Origin of the sequence: Moritella sp. 36, assembly GCF_018219415.1 — a bacterium.
Lineage (GTDB): Bacteria > Pseudomonadota > Gammaproteobacteria > Enterobacterales > Moritellaceae > Moritella.
The window spans coordinates 910,303-929,225 of record NZ_CP056120.1; the positions used below are offsets into that span (position 1 = coordinate 910,303).

15 protein-coding genes are annotated in these 18,923 nt (G+C 39.4%); 10 read left to right on the forward strand and 5 right to left on the reverse strand.

Going from position 1 to position 18,923, the window contains the following annotated elements:
- Position 1: 1 nt before the first annotated feature.
- Positions 2 to 292 (reverse strand): SelT/SelW/SelH family protein, encoded by a 291-nt coding sequence (locus HWV03_RS04210; RefSeq protein WP_211678595.1) that lies wholly within the window; start codon positions 290 to 292, stop codon positions 2 to 4.
- Positions 293 to 505: 213 nt separating this feature from the next.
- Here HWV03_RS04210 and HWV03_RS04215 point away from each other — a divergent pair, with 213 nt between their 5' ends.
- Entirely contained in the window at positions 506 to 1,186 is a 681-nt protein-coding gene (locus HWV03_RS04215; protein ID WP_067039690.1) for a TIGR01621 family pseudouridine synthase, read from the forward strand.
- Between the two features lie 99 nt (positions 1,187 to 1,285).
- On the opposite strand, the gene tal is transcribed toward HWV03_RS04215, so the two are convergent.
- On the reverse strand, positions 1,286 to 2,233 hold the full coding sequence (gene tal, locus HWV03_RS04220) for a transaldolase (protein ID WP_211678596.1): 948 nt from the start codon (positions 2,231 to 2,233) through the stop codon (positions 1,286 to 1,288).
- Positions 2,234 to 2,519: 286 nt separating this feature from the next.
- Here tal and HWV03_RS04225 point away from each other — a divergent pair, with 286 nt between their 5' ends.
- Positions 2,520 to 3,587, forward strand: coding sequence for a 3-deoxy-7-phosphoheptulonate synthase (locus tag HWV03_RS04225; protein ID WP_211674220.1), 1,068 nt, complete (start codon positions 2,520 to 2,522; stop codon positions 3,585 to 3,587).
- Positions 3,588 to 3,648: 61 nt separating this feature from the next.
- Complete coding sequence (gene tyrA / locus HWV03_RS04230; protein WP_211678597.1) at positions 3,649 to 4,782, forward strand: bifunctional chorismate mutase/prephenate dehydrogenase; 1,134 nt, start codon at positions 3,649 to 3,651, stop codon at positions 4,780 to 4,782.
- Between the two features lie 108 nt (positions 4,783 to 4,890).
- Here tyrA and HWV03_RS04235 read toward each other — a convergent pair whose 3' ends face one another.
- Together HWV03_RS04235 and hpf are read right to left on the reverse strand one after the other, a co-directional pair.
- A complete protein-coding gene (locus HWV03_RS04235) occupies positions 4,891 to 6,057 on the reverse strand; it encodes a chorismate mutase (RefSeq protein ID WP_211678598.1) in 1,167 nt (388 codons plus the stop codon).
- 212 nt (positions 6,058 to 6,269) lie between these two features.
- Positions 6,270 to 6,656: a ribosome hibernation-promoting factor, HPF/YfiA family gene (gene hpf / locus HWV03_RS04240; RefSeq protein WP_211678599.1), complete on the reverse strand. Its 387-nt coding sequence runs from the start codon at positions 6,654 to 6,656 to the stop codon at positions 6,270 to 6,272.
- Between the two features lie 251 nt (positions 6,657 to 6,907).
- On the opposite strand from hpf, the gene HWV03_RS04245 reads away from it, so the two are divergent.
- The 7 genes from HWV03_RS04245 (at position 6,908) to HWV03_RS04275 (ending at position 17,425) form a co-directional block, all read left to right on the forward strand.
- A complete protein-coding gene (locus tag HWV03_RS04245; RefSeq protein ID WP_255547061.1) occupies positions 6,908 to 8,752 on the forward strand; it encodes a putative bifunctional diguanylate cyclase/phosphodiesterase in 1,845 nt (614 codons plus the stop codon).
- Between the two features lie 168 nt (positions 8,753 to 8,920).
- Positions 8,921 to 10,735, forward strand: coding sequence for an extracellular solute-binding protein (locus HWV03_RS04250; protein ID WP_211678601.1), 1,815 nt, complete (start codon positions 8,921 to 8,923; stop codon positions 10,733 to 10,735).
- Between the two features lie 4 nt (positions 10,736 to 10,739).
- Positions 10,740 to 11,831, forward strand: a complete 1,092-nt coding sequence (locus HWV03_RS04255; RefSeq protein WP_211678602.1) for a microcin C ABC transporter permease YejB — start codon at positions 10,740 to 10,742, stop codon at positions 11,829 to 11,831.
- Positions 11,831 to 12,880 (forward strand): ABC transporter permease, encoded by a 1,050-nt coding sequence (locus HWV03_RS04260; protein WP_211678603.1) that lies wholly within the window; start codon positions 11,831 to 11,833, stop codon positions 12,878 to 12,880. The genes HWV03_RS04255 and HWV03_RS04260 overlap by 1 nt, the downstream gene beginning before the upstream one ends.
- Complete coding sequence (locus tag HWV03_RS04265; RefSeq protein WP_211678604.1) at positions 12,880 to 14,478, forward strand: ABC transporter ATP-binding protein; 1,599 nt, start codon at positions 12,880 to 12,882, stop codon at positions 14,476 to 14,478. The genes HWV03_RS04260 and HWV03_RS04265 overlap by 1 nt, the downstream gene beginning before the upstream one ends.
- Before the next feature lie 114 nt (positions 14,479 to 14,592).
- A complete protein-coding gene (locus HWV03_RS04270; RefSeq protein WP_211678605.1) occupies positions 14,593 to 16,038 on the forward strand; it encodes a methyl-accepting chemotaxis protein in 1,446 nt (481 codons plus the stop codon).
- 418 nt (positions 16,039 to 16,456) lie between these two features.
- Entirely contained in the window at positions 16,457 to 17,425 is a 969-nt protein-coding gene (locus HWV03_RS04275) for a hypothetical protein (protein WP_211678606.1), read from the forward strand.
- Here HWV03_RS04275 and HWV03_RS04280 read toward each other — a convergent pair.
- Complete coding sequence (locus tag HWV03_RS04280) at positions 17,365 to 18,801, reverse strand: GumC family protein (protein ID WP_211678607.1); 1,437 nt, start codon at positions 18,799 to 18,801, stop codon at positions 17,365 to 17,367. The genes HWV03_RS04275 and HWV03_RS04280 overlap by 61 nt on opposite strands.
- Positions 18,802 to 18,923 lie beyond the last annotated feature (122 nt).

The window sequence follows — 18,923 nt, forward strand, 5'->3', positions numbered from 1 at the left end:
ACTATATTACCGTTCGGTCATTGTGGCCGAGGTCGCGTTCTGGGGCGATAATATCACGAACTCGTTGTTTTAATACTTTGGCTTCGGGGAAACCGCCGTCTTGTTTACGTTCCCAAATCAGTTGCTGGTTGCAATGGAGCTCAAAGCGACCGCCTGTGTCCGGGTGTAAGCTTATTTTACTTATTTCTTCACCAAAAGTATGCAGGAGTTCTTGTGTAAGCCAGGTAGAGCGCAACATCCAGTTACACTGTCGGCAATAGTAAATATCAATTTCAGCTTTGATCTCTGACACAAGTAAGTTCCTCTTTTATTAATGTTACTTATCCTAGCGCTATTACTTATCTTAACGTCAATAGTTGCTGGTGGATATGATTTTTATACCCAAGTTATTTGATGCTTTGAATATACTCTTCATCCGGTTTGCTGGTTGTGCATCTTTAAGTAGCTTGGGTATATTGCTTATTTAGGGTACACTTCGGCCTCATTTTCAGCATCGGTTTTTTTAATGTATAGCATTTTATTTCAGAATAACGATTTCTTGGTTATCAACAAAGCAGCGGGCATTGGTTTTCATGATGAAGACGGCGTTGATGGTATTTGTTCTATCGTCAGAAAGGATATTGGCAGATTAGTTTTTCCAGTACACCGTCTAGACAAAGTGACATCAGGGTTGTTGTTACTGGCTAAATCATCAGAAGCGGCTGCTAAATTAGCGAAGTTATTTGAATTGCACGAAATCCAAAAATATTACTTGGGTGTTATCGATAGCAAGCCAAAGAAAAAACAAGGTTTAGTGAAAGGCGATATGGAACGTTCACGTCGCAGCATGTGGCGTTTAACTAAAACGCTAACTAGCCCTGCTGTTACGCAGTTCTTCACGCAAAGCATCGGTGATGGCAAGCGTTTAGTGGTATTAAAACCACACACAGGTAAGACGCACCAGTTACGCGTTGCATTAAACAGCCTAGGTAGCCCTATTTGCGGTGACCCGCTGTATCAAAGTGCTGATGCTTGGAAATACGATCGTGCTTACTTACACGCTTATTGCTTACAGTTTACCCTTGATGGTGAAGACTTTAGTTTTGTTGCTGACGAATTCAGTGGTAAAGAGTTTGAGACTGCTGCATGTAAAGAAGCATTAGTTGCTTATGCACAGCCTGAGACATTAGCTTGGCCAAAAGTATAATCACTTTTTAGACTGACTAAATAAAAAACGGCCAACGTAGTACTCTTTATCGAGTAATGCGTTGGCCGTTTTTGTTAGCAATTAAAAAGCGTATTCAAATTAGAATAAGTCAGCAATCATCGCTTCTAGTTTGTTTTGATCAATAGCGAAGTTACGAATACCTTCAGCTAGTTTTTCAACTGCCATTGGATCTTGGCTGTGATCCCAACGGAATGCTGCTTCAGTTAGTTTCGCTTTTGGTGCGACTTGTTCAACTTCTGAGAATAGAGCTTGTGTTACAGGCTCTGAAGAGTTTTGTAGTTCTTCTAATAGCTGTGGTGCAATTGTTAGACGATCACAACCAGCAAGGGCTAGGATCTCACCTGTGTTACGGAAGCTTGCGCCCATAACAACCGTGTTATAACCCGATGCTTTGTAGTAGTTGTAAATAGTGCTTACCGAGATAACACCTGGATCGTTAGCGCCTTCATATGTTTCGCCCGTTTTCGCTTTGTGCCAATCCATGATACGGCCAACGAAAGGAGAGATTAGGAATACGCCTGCTTCAGCACATGCTTGCGCTTGTGCGAAAGAGAATAGTAACGTTAAGTTACAGTTGATGCCCATTGCTTCAAGTTGTTCTGCTGCGCGGATACCTTCCCAAGTCGACGCTAATTTGATCAGGATGTTTTCTTTTTCAATACCTACTGCTTTATATAATTCGATCAGTAATAACGCTTGTTTCACACTTGCTTCAGTGTCATAAGAAAGACGCGCGTCAACTTCTGTCGAGATACGACCTGGAATTGTCGTTAAGATCTCTTTACCAATTAATACAGCAAGTTTGTCACATGCAAGCGCTACTTGTGTTTCTGGCGTTGCATTTTCTTTAGCGTAAGCAATTGCTTGTGCTACTAATGGTTGATAAGCCGGTAATGCAGCTGCTTTTAAGATAAGTGATGGATTTGTCGTCGCATCTTGAGGCTTGTATAATTTAATTGCGTCCACATCGCCTGTATCTGCAACAATAGTGGTTAATTTACTTAGCTGTTCTAACTGGTTACTCATTATTTTATTTCCACAATTATATTATTGATCGGTGTAAGGGCTTACGTCACTATCATTAATATTGATTATAATGTCAATACTATAAAACTAGACTGCTGCAAACCTGACTGCTTGGGAATCTTAGCTTTAATGAAATAGCGGTAATTTCTGAGTTGTATCTTAGCACAGCCTTCATTCGAAAGTATGTAGGCTTTCATCACGTTTTGTATACAAAAATATTACTTGCAATCACATTCTGCTACGGTATGTTATTTGTATATAATAAATAGGATATATGAGCAACGTAATGGAAAAAGATACTTTAAATAATGTGCATATTTGTTCTGAACAAGTATTGATGACGCCTTCCGAGTTAAAAGTTAAATTACCTATTTCGAATCATGCCCTTGGCTATATACAAACGGCTCGTGAAACGATTGTTAATATTATCGCTGGTAAAGATAAACGTTTACTCGTGGTGTGTGGTCCTTGCTCAATTCATGATGATAAAGCTGCGTTAGAATATGCTCACAAATTAAAAGCTCTGCATGACGAATTAGGCGATCAGCTGTATATCGTGATGCGGGTGTACTTTGAAAAACCACGTACAACAGTTGGCTGGAAAGGCGCAATTAATGACCCACACATGGATGGTTCATTTGATGTTGAAACGGGTTTAATCAATGCGCGTAAATTATTAATTACGCTTGCTGAAATGGAGATCCCAACAGCAACAGAAGCACTTGATCCGATTAGTCCACAATACCTTGCTGAGCTATTTTCTTGGTCTGCGATTGGTGCACGTACTACTGAGTCACAAACTCACCGTGAAATGGCTTCAGGCCTTTCAATGCCTGTTGGTTTTAAAAATGGTACTGATGGCAGCTTATCAACCGCAATTAATGCAATGAAGTCTGCGTCACATTCACATCGTTTTATGGGTATTAATCAAGACGGTCAAGTTGCATTACTCCAAACTCAGGGGAATCCTGATGGTCACGTGATCTTACGTGGTGGTAAGCAACCAAATTATGATTCAGTTGCTGTTGCATTAGCAGAGCAAGACATGGTCAAAGCGGGTTTACGCCCAAGCTTGATGGTTGATTGCAGTCACGCTAACTCAAATAAAAACCACGAATTACAGCCATTAGTGGCTAAAAATGTGATTCACCAGATCCAAGAAGGCAATAAGTCGATTATCGGTGTCATGATTGAAAGTCACTTAAAGGGTGGTAATCAATCGTCAGAACAACCGATTGAGGATATGGTATACGGTGTCTCGGTGACGGATGCATGTATCGACTGGGATACGACAGATACATTATTACGTGAAACAGCAATTGAATTAAGTGGCTGTTTAGCTAAAAGAACATAGTCTGTAGGTCGTACATATCTAAGTAAATAGTACGACAAGGACGTCATGAGGTGCATGGTCAGTGGAACTAGATCCGTTAGGTAAGTTAAGAGATAAAATAGATGATGTTGACCAGCAGTTGGTTGACTTATTAGCGCAACGATTAGCGTTAGTGGCTGAAGTCGGTGAAATAAAAAGTGAGCATGGCTTACCTATTTATGTACCTGAACGTGAAACCGCTATGTTGGAAAAACGACGTGAAGAAGCGGAAGAAAAAGGTGTGCCTGGAGATCTGATTGAAGATGTATTACGCCGTGTTATGCGTGAGTCGTATGCATCTGAAAAAGACTCAGGTTTCAAAACCGTAAAGCCCGATTTGGGACGTATTGTGGTTATCGGTGGTGCGGGTAAGTTGGGTATGCTGTTTGTGCGTATGTTCCGTCTGTCTGGTTATCAGGTTGATATTCTTGAGCAAGGTGATTGGGATAATGCTGACACTTTATTTGCCAATGCAGGGCTTGTGGTTGTCTCGGTACCCATTAATCTAACAGAAACTATTATTGCGAAGTTAGGCCGTTTACCCAAAGGTTGCGTATTGGCTGATCTCACCAGTATCAAGAATAAGCCGTTGCAATCGATGCTGAATGCGCACGAAGGCCCTGTTGTCGGTTTACATCCGATGTTTGGCCCTGATGTTGGTAATTTGGCGAAGCAAGTTATTGTGTGTTGTGATGGCCGTGGTAAAGATCAATACCAGTGGCTGTTAGAGCAAATGCAGATCTGGGGCGCGCGTATTTATGATGTTGATTCGAAGCAACATGATGAAGCGATGACTTTGATCCAAGCCTTACGTCACTTTACAACGTTTGTATATGGCGCACATTTGGCAGAAGAAAATCCAGATTTACAGCAATTACTGGACCTGAGTTCGCCAATTTATCGTTTAGAATTAGCTATGGTAGGACGTCTGTTTGCACAGGACCCAACGTTATATGCAGACATTATTTTAGCGTCAGAGAATAATGTGGCGATGATCCGCCGTTATGCAGAGCGTTTCATGCAAGCTGCCGAGATGTTAGAGCGTAATGATAAAGAGGGCTTCATCCGTTCGTTCGAAATGGTATCAGATTGGTTTGGTGATTATTCAACGCAATTCTTGCAAGAAAGCCGCAACCTATTGTTACAAGCAAACGATAACCGCCAGTTCTTTGGGTAGATAATGACGTAATAGTTTAATTAATCTTTTTGAAGGCAAATAAAAAGAGCATCTCGATGATGCTCTTTTTTTATGTGCCTTTTAAATTACAATCATGAACTTATAAAACTATAGTAGTTCTTCAGGTACATCTGTAGCGGTAACATCTTCACTCGGATAACAGCCTAATACTTTTAGCTGGTTGGTAATACGGGTAAGTTGTTTAATTACATTTTGCATTTTTTCGGATTGTAAATTAGCTGCGACATCAATATAGAACATTTCCTCCCAAGGGTTACCTTGGATAGGGCGTGATTCTAATTTCGTCATATTGACGTTTTGCTCGCGTAATACTAACAAGGCTTCTACTAAGCAACCCGCTTGTTGGCCTGTAGACATTGTGAAAGTGGTTTTTGCTGGTATTTGTACCGCAACATCAACGGGCTTGCGTGCCACAACAATAAAGCGGCTGTAGTTTTCAGTTTGATTTGCTAAACCGGTGCGAATAGGTTGTAAACCGTACAGTTCACCACCGGTAATACTGCCAATTGCAGCGACATTTTCGCTGTTAAGCTCTTTTACTTTTGCCATTGCAGCTGATGAGCTGTCCACAAATTCAATTTTAATATGTGGGTGTGCACTTAAAAACAATGAACACTGCGCAAACGGTTGTGGATGGGCATAGATGGTTTCAATTTTTGACAAGTCAGTATCACAAGTAGTGATTAAACTGTGTTCAATTGGCTGTGTTAGTTCACCAATAATCGATAATGTTGTGTGTTGCAATAGATCGTAAACATCATTAATGCTGCCTGAAGAGGTATTTTCAATAGGTAGCATGCCGTAGTCAGCTTGACCTTTTTCTACAGCTGTGATGATTTGTTGGAATGTCGGGAAGCCTAATTCTACTAAGCGGTCATCTTGACGCGCAAAGTATTTTTTACACGCGAGGTTTGAATAAGAGCCTTTGTCACCTAGAAAAGCAACGCGTGCGACTGATACAGCGGCATTTGGATTTTTAATTTCTTGTAAAAAAGCTTGCTGTAATAGTACTGAATCTTCAAGAACTGTATGGTAAATGTTCATGATGTAATTGCTATCTAGACCAAGTTCACGACCTTGATTAATTAAACGCACTAGTAGTTGTTGCTCACGATCTTGATCGCGTACTGGTTTACTCGTCGATTGCTTGCTTTTTGCCACTTCAATGGCTAATTCTCTGCGTTCGGATAATAGTTTTAATAAATTATTATCAAGCGTGGTAATGCGAGTTCTAATATCGTTGAGGTCTGCCATGAAATAGGATCCTTGTGCGTACTCTATAAGGTTATTTGGATATATGCCTAATAGTGCACATTTATTTATAATTGATTGTTTAATTTATTTATCTAGCGGGGCAAAGTCAAGGTGTCTGGAGCAAACTATAGAAATAAAAAAGCGCAGTCCTATGCTGCGCTTATTTGTTGTTCCTCTAATAAAGAGAGAATCAGGAAATTTTGGTCTTTGTGTTAATATTCTGCGAGCTCTAACTCATCGTCAGAAATTTTTTCAACAGGGAGTTCTTCACCACTAATTACACCTGCGCGACACTGCTCTTTACCGCTTTTGTGCGCGGAGTGTTTCTCGCTGTATTTATTTAATTGACGCTCTAGCTTTTGGCCTAAAATCGTAATAGCAGCGTAAAGATCTTCTCCTTCAGAAACTGCGAGTAATTGGCCTTGAGGAAGATGAATGCTAGCCTCAATTTTTTTAACGTTATTCTTGTCTTTCGTAATCGTTACGTGCGGATTAATCATTGGAATATTGAAGCGTTCTAACTTCGCATATTTCATCGCAAGTTTTTCGTGCATAGGAGCCGTAACTTTAATTTCTTTACTGGTTATTTCAAATGTCATAGACATCTCCTTGTGTAATACCCTTAATTGGTTCAACTTCAGAATACGACTTTCAGGTTTAAATAAAGTGATCTGTATCACATTTAATAATTTAGTTTTTGAAAGCCCTTAAAAGTGTGACGTATTAAGCATTTATGAGCATTTATGTTAAATTCGTTGTCTTCTACTTCATGCTTAGGCATTATGCCTAGTCCTATTGACAATAAAATTAAATAATTACTGATATCAATATTATGATTAATAAATGTAATATGACGACTTTACGTGATGAGCTTGTTGCAGATGCTACACACCTTGACCACGTGTTATTACAGTTAAGTGTCATAGATTGGAGTGGTCACGATGAGTTTATTTTATTTGTCGATAACCTTGTTAATGAAACTCAAAAAACATTAAATATTGTCGATGTAAACATCCATTTATTTACGGACGTTTTTGCTGGCGTGATGCTATTATTACCACGCCATATATCAATACTCGACCTTGATACAGGATTCAGTATCGCTGAGGCCTCACAACTTAATAACGGCTTAATAGTCACCCAACCAATTGATAATAGTAATGAATTTAGTTTGGTTAATTTGGTTTCCCCCTTGTTTAAAGGCGATAAATTAATTGGTGCAATTAATTTTAAAGGCTTGCAAGTTCGCGATAGTACGTCAACGTTAATCACCTCTTTTTGCCAATCTATTGCTACTTTAGTACAACGTAATTTACGGTTAATGGAAAACGAATTACAGTGTGCATTATCGGTCGAAACGGCGAGTCAATCGCAACTACAATTCCACAGTTTAGCCTTTTTTGATGCATTAACAGGATTAGCTAATCGTCGCTTACTTAATCAAAAAATTGATACGCATTATGAAGCTGCAATCAATAATCAGGTTATTGGTGCATTATTATTTATTGATTTGGATTATTTTAAAGCCATTAATGATTCGCTAGGTCATGCCGTTGGAGATGAAATATTAGTCGAAGTTGCTCAGCGATTAAGAGAAATACAACGAGATCAAGATTTAATTTCTCGCTTAGGAGGGGATGAGTTTGTTATCTTGTTACCTGATTTGTCTGAAAATCCAATGCATGCCGAACAACACGCCAATCTATTCGCTGAACAATTAATCGAGCGCATTTCCCAGCCTTATTTATATAAGGGGCAAGCTTTGTATATCGGAGCCAGTATTGGTGTAACGCTATTTCCAAGTAAAGATCAAGAAACGGCTGATTTGTTAAAACAAGCGGATACGGCAATGTATCAGGCTAAATCAAATGGCCGCAAAAAAGTCACTTTCTTTGATGTGAAAATGCAGCGTAAAGCAGATAAGCGTTTGCATATTTACAATTGCCTGAAAAGTGCGATTGATAAGAATGAATTGTTTTTGCATTACCAACCACAACATATGGTGCAAAGTGGCGAGATTATTGGTGTTGAAGCGTTAGTGCGTTGGCATTTAGGCGGTAAACAGCAAATATCTCCTGCCGAATTTATTCCGATTGCCGAGGAAACCGATCTTATTATTGATATCGGTATATGGGTACTACAGGCTGCGTGTGGTCAATTTGTTGAATGGCAATTACAAGGCGTTAATGTACCGCAATTATCTGTGAACGTGAGCACCCGACAATTTCATGATAATAACTTTGTTGATTCAGTATTGACGGTATTGGATGAGACTGGTATGGATCCGATGCAACTCAACTTAGAGATCACCGAGTCTGTGGTTATTGAACATGCAGAAGACGCTATCCGTAAAATGACCGATTTGAAAAATATTGGCGTGAGCTTTGCCGTGGATGATTTTGGTGTGGGTTATTCGTCGTTAAGTTACTTAAAACGTTTGCCAGCGAATGAGCTGAAAATTGATCGCTCATTTATCCAAGGCATACCTTATAACGTGTCCGATATGGCGATTGTGGAAGCCGTATTGGCGATGGCAAAACACATGGGCTTTAATGTGACTGCTGAAGGGGTTGAAAGCCGCCAGCAGCTTGAATTTTTACAACGCCAGCAATGCAGTTTTTATCAAGGTTTTTATGCGAGTAAGCCACTCACTGGCGAAAACCTTGCACTTTATGTTCGACGCCTGCAAGGATAGCTTGGTGTCATTTACAACGTGTAGGTTATAACCCTAATGTAATAAATATGGATATAAGGTGAACATTTTTGTCTCTTTCGCATCTATATACTTGTTAGTTACAGTTAAATGCTATTATTTTAGTAAGTAAATTGAATGACTACTTTTATCGGGCAAAGGGATCTAGCCATGAATAAATCGTTTAGTGCTGCATTATTATTTCTTATCTTTTCATTATCGACTCAAACCGCTACCGCTGTTACGATCGCGTCTCTACGCTCTGCAATTGCAATGCATGGCGAGCCTGCTTACGGTAAAGACTTTACCCATTTCGATTATGTTAACTTAACGGCGCCACGCGAAGGTACGTTACGGCGTGCTGCTATGGGCAGTTTTGATAACTTTAATGGTTATATTGTTAAAGGCGTCTCGGGGAGTGGTACCGGATATTTATTTGATACCTTGATGCTGCAAAGCAGCGATGAAGCATTTACTTTATATGGTCTGGTGGCTGAATACATCGAAGTGCCAGAAGATCGTAGTTGGGTTCGTTTTCATTTAAACCCCAAGGCTCGATTTTCTGATGGGTCTGAGTTAACCGCAGCGGATGTGAAATTTACCTTTGATATATTGATAGAGAAAGGTGTCCCGCAATTACGCGCGCAATACAAAGACGTCACCAGTGTTGAAATCGAAAGTAAATCCGTTATTAAATTTAATTTAAAAGACAGCAAGAATAAAGAGTTAGCCTTAATATTGGCAAAATTACCTGTGTTTTCTGAGAAAGACTGGCAAGGTAAAGATTTTGCGAAAGCGACATTTAATGTACCACTCGGTTCTGGGCCTTATACGATGAAGGCATTTGATGCGGGTCGTAGTATTGAATATCTACGTAATGATAATTATTGGGCGAAAGACTTACCCGTAAATCGCGGCCGTTATAACTTTAAACATATTATTTTTGATTATTACAAAGATGGCAGTATTGCTTTTGAAGCATTTAAAGCCGGTGACGTTGATTTTAGAGCTGAGAATATCTCTAAACAGTGGGCTACGGGTTATCAAGGTAAGCAATTTACTTCTGGTAACATTATCAAGGAAGAGATCAAACATCATAATCCACAAGGTATGCAGGCATTTTGGTTTAATTTACGTAAAGACAAATTTAAAGATCCCAATGTACGTAAAGCATTAGGCTTAATGTTTGATTTTGAATGGACAAATAGAACGTTATTTTATGGTGCGTATAAGCGCTCGGATAGTTTTTTTAGTAATTCAGAACTCGCAGCAAGGGGTATCCCTGAAGGGGACGAGTTGGCCCTGCTGACGCCTTTTAAAGCACAATTACCTACAGAGTTATTCACCCAAATGTATACACTGGATAAAACCAAAGGCGATGGTCGTGTACGCAGGCAACAACGTCAAGCTATTCGCTTGTTAAAGCAAGCAGGCTGGACGTTGAAATCAGGTAAAATGGTGGATGCTAGCGGTAAACAATTAAGTTTGGAGTTTTTGGTTTATAGCCCATCATTTGAACGTATTATTCAGCCATTTCGTAAAAATTTACAACGTATCGGTGTCGCCTCTGAGATCCGTATTGTTGATGTGTCGCAGTATGTGAATCGATTGAATAATTTTGATTTTGATATCTATACCTTGATACAAGCACAAAGCCTCTCTCCAGGTAATGAACAGCTAAGTATGTGGGGCAGCGAGTTTGCCAATGTACCTGGTACGCTCAATCGTATTGGCTTACAAGATCCGGTTGTTGATGCGTTGGTGGCTAAGGTAATTAATGCCGCTGACCGTGACAGTTTGATTACTGCGACGAAAGCGCTTGATCGGGTTTTATTGTGGAAAAATTTGGTGATCCCACAATGGCACATTAGCAGTTACCGCGTAGCATATTGGCAGCAAATACAGCGTCCGACACAGTTACCTAAGTATGGTTTAGCCATTGATAGCTGGTGGCAAAAAGACAGCGCTAGCAGTAAAGGGAACTAGGTAAATGTGGATCTATATACTGCGTCGTTGTTTGTTAATGATCCCGACACTGTTGGGTATTATCACTCTTAATTTTATTATCATCCAAGCGGCGCCGGGTGGACCTGTTGAGCAGTCGTTAGCTAAATTACAAGGAATAGAATCGTCAGCAACCAGTCGTGTTGACGGTAATAGTCAGGGGGAAGTGAAAGTTAATTTAAATCATGATAGTGGTAACCAGTATCGTGGCGCACAAGGTATTGATCCTGAATATATAAAAGAGTTAGAACGGTTATATGGATTTGATAAGCCTTTGTATGAACGCTATTGGTTGATGCTTAAAAGTTATTTACGATTTGATTTTGGCGATAGTTTTTTTCGCGATAGCTCTGTTATTGATCTCGTATTGGATAAGTTACCTGTGTCTATTTCATTAGGCTTGTGGACCACGATCTTGGTGTATCTTATTTCGATACCTTTGGGGATAAAGAAAGCCATCTCACACGGCTCATTATTTGATGTGTGGAGTTCGAGTGCAGTGGTGATTGGTTTCGCGATACCTAACTTTTTGTTTGCGCTATTACTGATTGTGGTATTTGCGGGGGGCAGCTATTTTGATTGGTTCCCTTTACGTGGGCTCACTTCTGCTAACTTCGATGAATTAACGACCTTCGAGCAAATTAAAGATTATTTCTGGCATTTAACCTTACCTATTGTGGCCTCAGTGATCAGCAGTTTTGCGACCTTAACCTTGCTGACCAAGAATACATTTTTAGATGAAATTAATAAGCAATATGTGGTCACGGCGAGAGCCAAAGGATTGACCGAAAATAAGGTCTTATACGGACATGTATTTCGCAATGCGATGTTATTAGTTATAGCTGGATTACCGGCAGCGCTGATCAGTATTTTTTTTACAGGATCCTTGATGATTGAAATTATTTTCTCGTTAGATGGACTTGGGTTATTGGGTTTTGAGTCGGTGATTAATCGTGATTATCCGGTGGTGTTTGGTACCTTGTATATTTTTACGCTAATGGGACTGATTATTAAGTTAATCAGTGATGTTACTTATATGCTGATTGACCCACGAATTAATTTTGAGGCGCAATCATAATGGGCTGGATCGCAACGTGGCATCGCATTAAACAAAATCCGGTGAATCTAAATCGTTGGCAAACCTTTAAACATAATAAACGTGGTTATTGGTCGCTATGGTTGTTCAGTGGGTTATTCTTATTGAGCTTATGTGCCGATATTATTGCGAATGATAAGCCGTTATTAGTACGCTATAAAGAAAGTTATTACTTACCTATTTTATATAATTATAGCGAGTTGGAATTTGGTGGTGAACTCGATATTCCCGCAGATTATCGTGATGAATATATTCAAGAGATTATTTTAGAACAAGGAGAAATGTGGTGGCCTTTGATCCGGTTTAGCTATGATACGTTTAATTACAATTTAACGGTACCCGCACCATCTGCGCCGGACAGTCAAAATTTATTAGGCACCGATGATCAAAGTCGTGATGTATTGGCGCGCCTTATTTATGGCTTTCGTATATCAGTGTTGTTTGCGATCACTCTGACCATATTTAGCACTATCATAGGTGTAGCCGTGGGCGCGACACAAGGCTACTTTGGTGGTCGTATAGATCTTTATGGCCAGCGTTTTATCGAGATCTGGTCAGGCTTGCCTATGCTGTTCTTGTTAATTATTTTAGCCAGTTTAGTGCAACCTAATTTTTGGTGGTTGTTGGGTATTATGCTGCTATTTAGCTGGATGGCATTGGTGGATGTGGTTCGAGCCGAATTTTTACGTGGTCGTCATCTCGAATATGTCATTGCAGCGAAAGCGCTGGGGCAATCTCACCGTGCGATTATGTTTAAACATATTCTGCCTAATGCCATGGTGGCTACGATGACTTTTATGCCGTTTATCTTCACAGGTGCATTGACCACATTAACCTCGTTAGATTTTCTTGGTTTTGGTTTAGAAGTAGGGTCACCTTCGTTAGGTGAGTTAATTAAGCAAGGTAAAAATAATTTACAAGCGCCTTGGTTGGGGATTACTGCGTTTGTGTCTATGTCGGTAATTTTGGTGTTATTAGTCTTTATTGGAGAGGCGGCGCGTGATGCGTTTGATCCTCGTAAGGGAGCGTGATGAATAACGCTGAAGCGAAACCGCTGGTACTTGAAGTCAATGATTTATCGATTACTTTTGGTCAACAACAAGTCGTTGAGCACGTCTCGTTTAATATTGAGAAAGGTAAAACATTTGCGCTGGTGGGTGAAAGTGGTTCAGGTAAATCAGTGACTGCATTATCTATTCTGCAGTTATTACCGTTTCCTGCGGCGAGCTATCCCGCGGGCAGTATTAAGTTGATGGGTAAAGAAGTCATAGGCAAAGACCGGGCTGTGATGCAATCGCTACGTGGTAATATGGCCAGTATGATCTTCCAAGAACCAATGACCTCGCTTAATCCTTTGCATACTATTGAAAAACAGATATCAGAAATACTCTTCTTACATCAGGGTCTCAATAAAAAATCAGCCCAGTTACGTTGTCTTGAATTACTCGATTTAGTCGCGATACCTGAACCCAAAAAACGATTAGACGCTTATCCGCATGAATTATCGGGCGGTCAGCGTCAACGTGTGATGATTGCCATGGCGTTAGCGAATGAACCAGATTTATTGATTGCAGATGAGCCGACAACCGCGCTCGATGTTACTGTGCAATTACAAATTTTGGAATTGTTAAAATCATTACAAGCTAAATTGGGAATGGCAATATTAATGATCACCCATGATCTGAATATCGTTAAACATTTGGCCGATGACGTGGCAGTGATGAAACAGGGGAGAATTGTGGAGACGGGTGCTGTTGAACGTATTTTTTCAGACCCTCGGCATACTTATACCAAAACCTTGTTGGATGCTGAACCACAACGTGACATGCCTACGTTGATATCTACAAAACCGTTATTACAGATCAAAGATTTCAAAGTTTGGTTTCCACTAAAAAAAGGGCTTTGGCAGCGTACTTACGATCATGTTAAAGCCGTTGACGGTGTCTCGTTGCAATTAAATGAAGGTGAAACGCTTGGTATTGTTGGGGAAAGTGGTTCTGGTAAAAGCACCTTGGTACTCGGTTTATTGAGGTTGATTGAGAGTGAAGGAGATATTTATTTTAATGGTACTAATCTGCAAAGACTAAATTTGACCGCTATGCGCGTTTATCGTCAGTCGTTACAAATCGTCTTTCAAGATCCGTTTGGTAGCTTAAGCCCGCGTATGTCGGTACGTCAGATTATCAGTGAGGGTTTAGAGGTGCAGGGTAAGCACAGCGATGCTGAAATAGAAATAGCGGTTAAGCAAGCCTTAGTTGATGTTGCGCTACCTGCGGATGCCTTAGCGCGTTATCCGCATCAATTTTCGGGAGGACAACGTCAACGTATTGCAATCGCACGTGCCTTAGTACTAAAGCCAAAAATATTAATTTTAGATGAGCCTACATCTGCATTAGATCGGACGGTACAAAAACAGATCTTAGATTTATTGTGTCAATTACAGCAGCAGCATCAATTAAGTTATATATTTATCACCCATGATTTAAGTGTTGTACGGGCTGTGAGTCATCGTATATTAGTGTTGAAAGCGGGTAAGGTTGTTGAAGAAGGTGAAACAGAATCGGTCTTCAATCAACCGCAACATGCTTATACGCAAGCATTATTGTCGGCAGCGATGTATTTTAACTAAACGCCTTCAAATATAACACTTTAGTAATAGTAGCATGGCGTTAGAGTATGAAGCATGTTAGTTTCTTAAATGCTCCATGCCCATACTCTATGTTATTTAAATAAAGGATTATAGATGTCATCATTTTTAAGCCACTTTTACCAGTTTCTGCTGCGTGAACAACAGACTGACGATGATAAAATTAAAAGCATGGGGGTGATCACCTTTGCTTTAGTCGGGATCATTGTTGGTGGCTATAGCGCGATCAAATGGAACAATTTAGAGGTGGCAGCGCTCGTGACGACGTCGGTTATTATGCTGATCGGCTTCTTAGGTAGTATTAGCTTAGTTAAACTGGCTGTTAATCCTATTGTTGCGGGTAACGTCATGCTGTTTGGTGGCATGATTCATTTATCCAATCTGATGTTTCAAACTGGCGGGGCTGCTTCTCATTCAATCATGTGGGTTGCTGCGATGACGATTTTTGCTTATTTATTAATTAATGCGAAATCAGGTTTTTTCTGGTCGGTGATCATGGTCTCCGTTTATGTGGTGATGGTGGTGATGGATTATACGGGTTATGAACTACCACAATTGGTTTTATCGGCCAAAGATGCCAAGGTTGAGCATTATTCTGCTTTGCTTTTACCACCTTTGGCTATTTGGTTCGCTAACCACTACAACAGTAAGTTACGTGACAAGGCCATTACTAGTAATAATACGGCGCTTGAAGCGGCCGAATCAGCCTCTCATGCTGCGGAGCAAAGTCGTGAAGAATTACAGCAATTATTTAATCAAGTGAGTGAGACTGTTACTCAATTGGTGCAGACATCAAATGACTTAACCAGCCATTTAACAGAAATGTCGAAATACGCAAAAGACATTGATGATGGTGTTGGAGAGCAGGTATCAGCAACTGGGCATATTAATGAATTACTGCAACATACAGCATTACTCGTTGGTGATGCCAGTGATATAATTCAAACGGTAAGTAATGATTCGCAACGTGTTGAAGACCAAGCAGATAATAGTTCGGTGGCGATGACTGCCACGATTACTTCTATGTCTGATATTAAAGAGAGTAATGACGCGATTGAAAAGGCAATCATGGTGATCACCGACATCGCAAATCAAACTAATCTACTTGCGCTCAATGCCGCGATTGAAGCCGCGAGAGCGGGCGAACTCGGCCGTGGATTTGCGGTTGTGGCAGATGAAGTGCGTAATCTATCAAAACGTAGTACGGAATCAGCCAATGAAATTAAGCTGCTCATTGAAAAAAGTTCATCCGATGTAAACAATGGTTATGAAGCCGTTGAAACGAATGCTGAAACATTCGCTGAAATTATTGATGCGGTAACGAATATGAGTGGTCAAATTACATGTGTGACAAGCAATGCTGTGAATACTAATGAAAATATTACGGGTGTATTGTCTGCAAGTGAAACAGTAACCTTGGTCACTAAGACGAATGAGTTGAGCGTAAAAGCGATGAATAAGAGTATTGCTGAGTTGCTGCAAGTCAGTGATGAATTAAGCGGTATGTCTATACGGCTTGTTGCTATGGTAAACAGTCATTAGCGATATTCGTTATTGATATTAGTCTACAAACACAAAAAAGCTCACTGCTAGTAGTGAGCTTTTTTGTAATTCTGAATGCTGTTTTTCTAAAGCGCTAACCCTAAGTTAGAGTGAGATAACCAAGCACGCCGGCATTGAAAAGCCAAATACGATGTATCACACCTGCTTGACCAATAAAGTGGTCGGCTGTTTCGATTTTCTAATTTTAATATAGCGTATTAATTTTAATATGCAACTATTGATAATGCATTTTAAGGCGTTTATTTTTAGTGATTGTTAATATAGTGACCTTGATCGTTAAGATTAGTGTGAATTACTGTTAAATTAAACCGACTAACAAAGCGATAAGTTTAGAGTTGAAATGGATGTTTTCTCTAATTTGATCATGTTTGAAATAATTGCAAGATAAGGATATCAAATGCAGTTGCTTAAAATAATCGTGATGATGACAGCATTATTACCGGCATTAGCGATAGCGAATAATTGTGCTATTTTAGTAAAACTTACGTCACCTTATTTACAAAATAAACCAATTTATCTGGATGAAATATTATCACAGCCCATCGTTAATAATCAGTTATGCCTTAATAACAGCGATATTGCGAATAGCACTGAAGCCTATTATTTGGAACTCTTTTCAAGTAATGGTTTGAACCTCGAATCTTTATTTATCTTTCCTGAATATATACAGGGAGATGTGATTACAATTACCACCGCGGATTTACTGACTAATTTTTGTCGTCAATGTAATGATCTCCGTCATTATAGGCAGTTTGTTAATTCATCTCGGGTTAAAACTATCGCCACTGAGATGGATGCTATTGCCGCTAAACAGCCCGATGTGATTATATTTGACGTCATTAAGCGGGTATTTCAACAGGCATTATTAGATCTGTATAACGAAGGCATTCTTCAGGGCTCGGATGAGGCGTCTTTAGAGAACCATCAGACTAAAAAAACGGATGCTGTTGATAAAGACAGACAGGATAAAATGGAAAATAAAGATAAAAACTTCCGATTACCACCCCATTTCTTACCCGTTTATGACGGCGCAGCATTACAAAATTTTGTCCCAGAAGGTTTGCATCTTAATCGTATAGAAAGTTTACCATTAGCCAGTTATAGTGTGGATGCAAGTGCTGCTTCTGTACTTGAATTTTATCAGTCTTATTATCCTGATTATGAACGTATAGGTTTTGGTAATTTTGTTCTTTTGGTGAAAGATAAATTACCATTTGAAGGATATAGCCCTAAGTATATGGCGATACCACACATTGTTATATCTGAAGATCCGTTAGGAAAAGGTAAAACGATTTTACAGATCACTTATCGACCTGATGATGAAATTAAAGGGAGACGTGTAATGGTTTTTAAACCCGTTACGTGAGCTATTCGACTTTCATGCCATAAGGTATCTTGCGTTATCGACAGGGTTAAGCTAATCGCTATCCCCTGTATTATTCCGAGTAATAATCCCAACAAAATATAAATTGGCAGGGATAAATTTATCGTTTGTTCGGGAATGAAAGGCGGTGTAATTATTTTAACTGTATTTGTCGACTCAAATTCGCTGAGATCATAACTAATTGATACCATTTCATAGCGCGTGAGTAGATTCTGATAAAACGTGTTTGTTGTCGTGAAATTACGTTGTAATTGTAGTAACTCTTGTTCAACAATTGAATACTTATTTTGATTTTTTTGGAAATATGCATGCTGCTTTTCTAATGTTTTCAATTCTAACTTTATTTTCATGATGGTGTTTCTATAGTACTCATAATCATCTAGTTCATTCAGTAATAACGGTGTTACCTGGGTTGTTAATGCTTGATGTGTAAGTCGCGTAATACGGTTTAACAGTAAATCTAGCGCTTGCTGGTTTTGTATTTTAGATTGGAGTTCTTGTCTTTGCTCTTGTAGACGAGATATCTGTCGGTTTGTTGACTTAACTTGCGAGTGTTGTTTTGTGTAATGTGCTAATTGTTGGATTTTTAATGTTTCGAGCTGTCTCATTTTATTATCAATAAACTGAGCTGCGGGATTGGTTAGGATTAGTTTCTTTGTTAATAGCGTTAACTTAGATTGTAGCAAGGCTAATGCTTGCTCTTTATCTTTCATCGTACTTGTGATGTGAATCTGTTCCGACTCTCTGGCAGCATATAACTCAGGAATGATGTCGGCATGTTTAAATTTATAGTCAAAAAGGGATTTTTCAGCTCGTAATAATACTTTATGTTGTTGCTTTAGTTGCTCAGCAAGAAAAATTTTACTGTTTAATGCGACATCTTGGTTGGGCTTAGTTAATCGTAAAATAAATTGATTACTGACCACGTCGAGTATCACGCTTAATTGTTGTGGATCCGGCCATACCATTTCAATAGTGACTAAGTCTGTCCCCGTGAGAAATAGCGTTAATGACGCTTTTATTTTCTCAACGATTGCTTGCTGCTGTTCTGTTGAATCACTTGATTTAATTAACCCAACTTGGCTTGCTACCTCTAATAATACTGACTTACGTTTAGCGAGAATATTAATGGTTTTAAATCGAGACTGAATATTAAGGGGCAGTGATAATTCGGCTAAGAACGGATTTAGCAGGTTGCGTTCTTGCAGTAAAATGGTGGTATGAGAGTGATAGCTATCTGGAATACTACGGCCAACTTGATAGCCAATCAGGGGCATCGTTAATATTGGGATCAGCAAGTAAATTCGTTTACGCCAGAAAATATCATAAAATCGATATAACCATGCCCACGCACTCATCTGTTGCTTGCTATTAGTTGATATGGTGCAATTAATAATGTTGTAAACAGTGCCATAAGTGATTGCCATCGATAAGAATTAAAATAGTAACAATACCAAAGTTGGTATTGTTACTATTTTAG

Bases quoted from the DNA above. Each gene is read 5' to 3' on its own strand.
- HWV03_RS04250 (WP_211678601.1), top strand. From the start codon at position 8,921: ATGAATAAATCGTTTAGTGCTGCATTATTATTTCTTATCTTTTCATTA.
- tal (WP_211678596.1), bottom strand. From the start codon at position 2,233: ATGAGTAACCAGTTAGAACAGCTAAGTAAATTAACCACTATTGTTGCA.
- HWV03_RS04270 (WP_211678605.1), top strand. From the start codon at position 14,593: ATGTCATCATTTTTAAGCCACTTTTACCAGTTTCTGCTGCGTGAACAA.
- HWV03_RS04280 (WP_211678607.1), bottom strand. From the start codon at position 18,801: ATGAGTGCGTGGGCATGGTTATATCGATTTTATGATATTTTCTGGCGT.
- HWV03_RS04275 (WP_211678606.1), top strand. From the start codon at position 16,457: ATGCAGTTGCTTAAAATAATCGTGATGATGACAGCATTATTACCGGCA.
- HWV03_RS04235 (WP_211678598.1), bottom strand. From the start codon at position 6,057: ATGGCAGACCTCAACGATATTAGAACTCGCATTACCACGCTTGATAAT.
- HWV03_RS04215 (WP_067039690.1), top strand. From the start codon at position 506: ATGTATAGCATTTTATTTCAGAATAACGATTTCTTGGTTATCAACAAA.
- HWV03_RS04225 (WP_211674220.1), top strand. From the start codon at position 2,520: ATGGAAAAAGATACTTTAAATAATGTGCATATTTGTTCTGAACAAGTA.
- HWV03_RS04255 (WP_211678602.1), top strand. From the start codon at position 10,740: ATGTGGATCTATATACTGCGTCGTTGTTTGTTAATGATCCCGACACTG.
- HWV03_RS04265 (WP_211678604.1), top strand. From the start codon at position 12,880: ATGAATAACGCTGAAGCGAAACCGCTGGTACTTGAAGTCAATGATTTA.
- HWV03_RS04245 (WP_255547061.1), top strand. From the start codon at position 6,908: ATGACGACTTTACGTGATGAGCTTGTTGCAGATGCTACACACCTTGAC.
- HWV03_RS04260 (WP_211678603.1), top strand. From the start codon at position 11,831: ATGGGCTGGATCGCAACGTGGCATCGCATTAAACAAAATCCGGTGAAT.
- hpf (WP_211678599.1), bottom strand. From the start codon at position 6,656: ATGACATTTGAAATAACCAGTAAAGAAATTAAAGTTACGGCTCCTATG.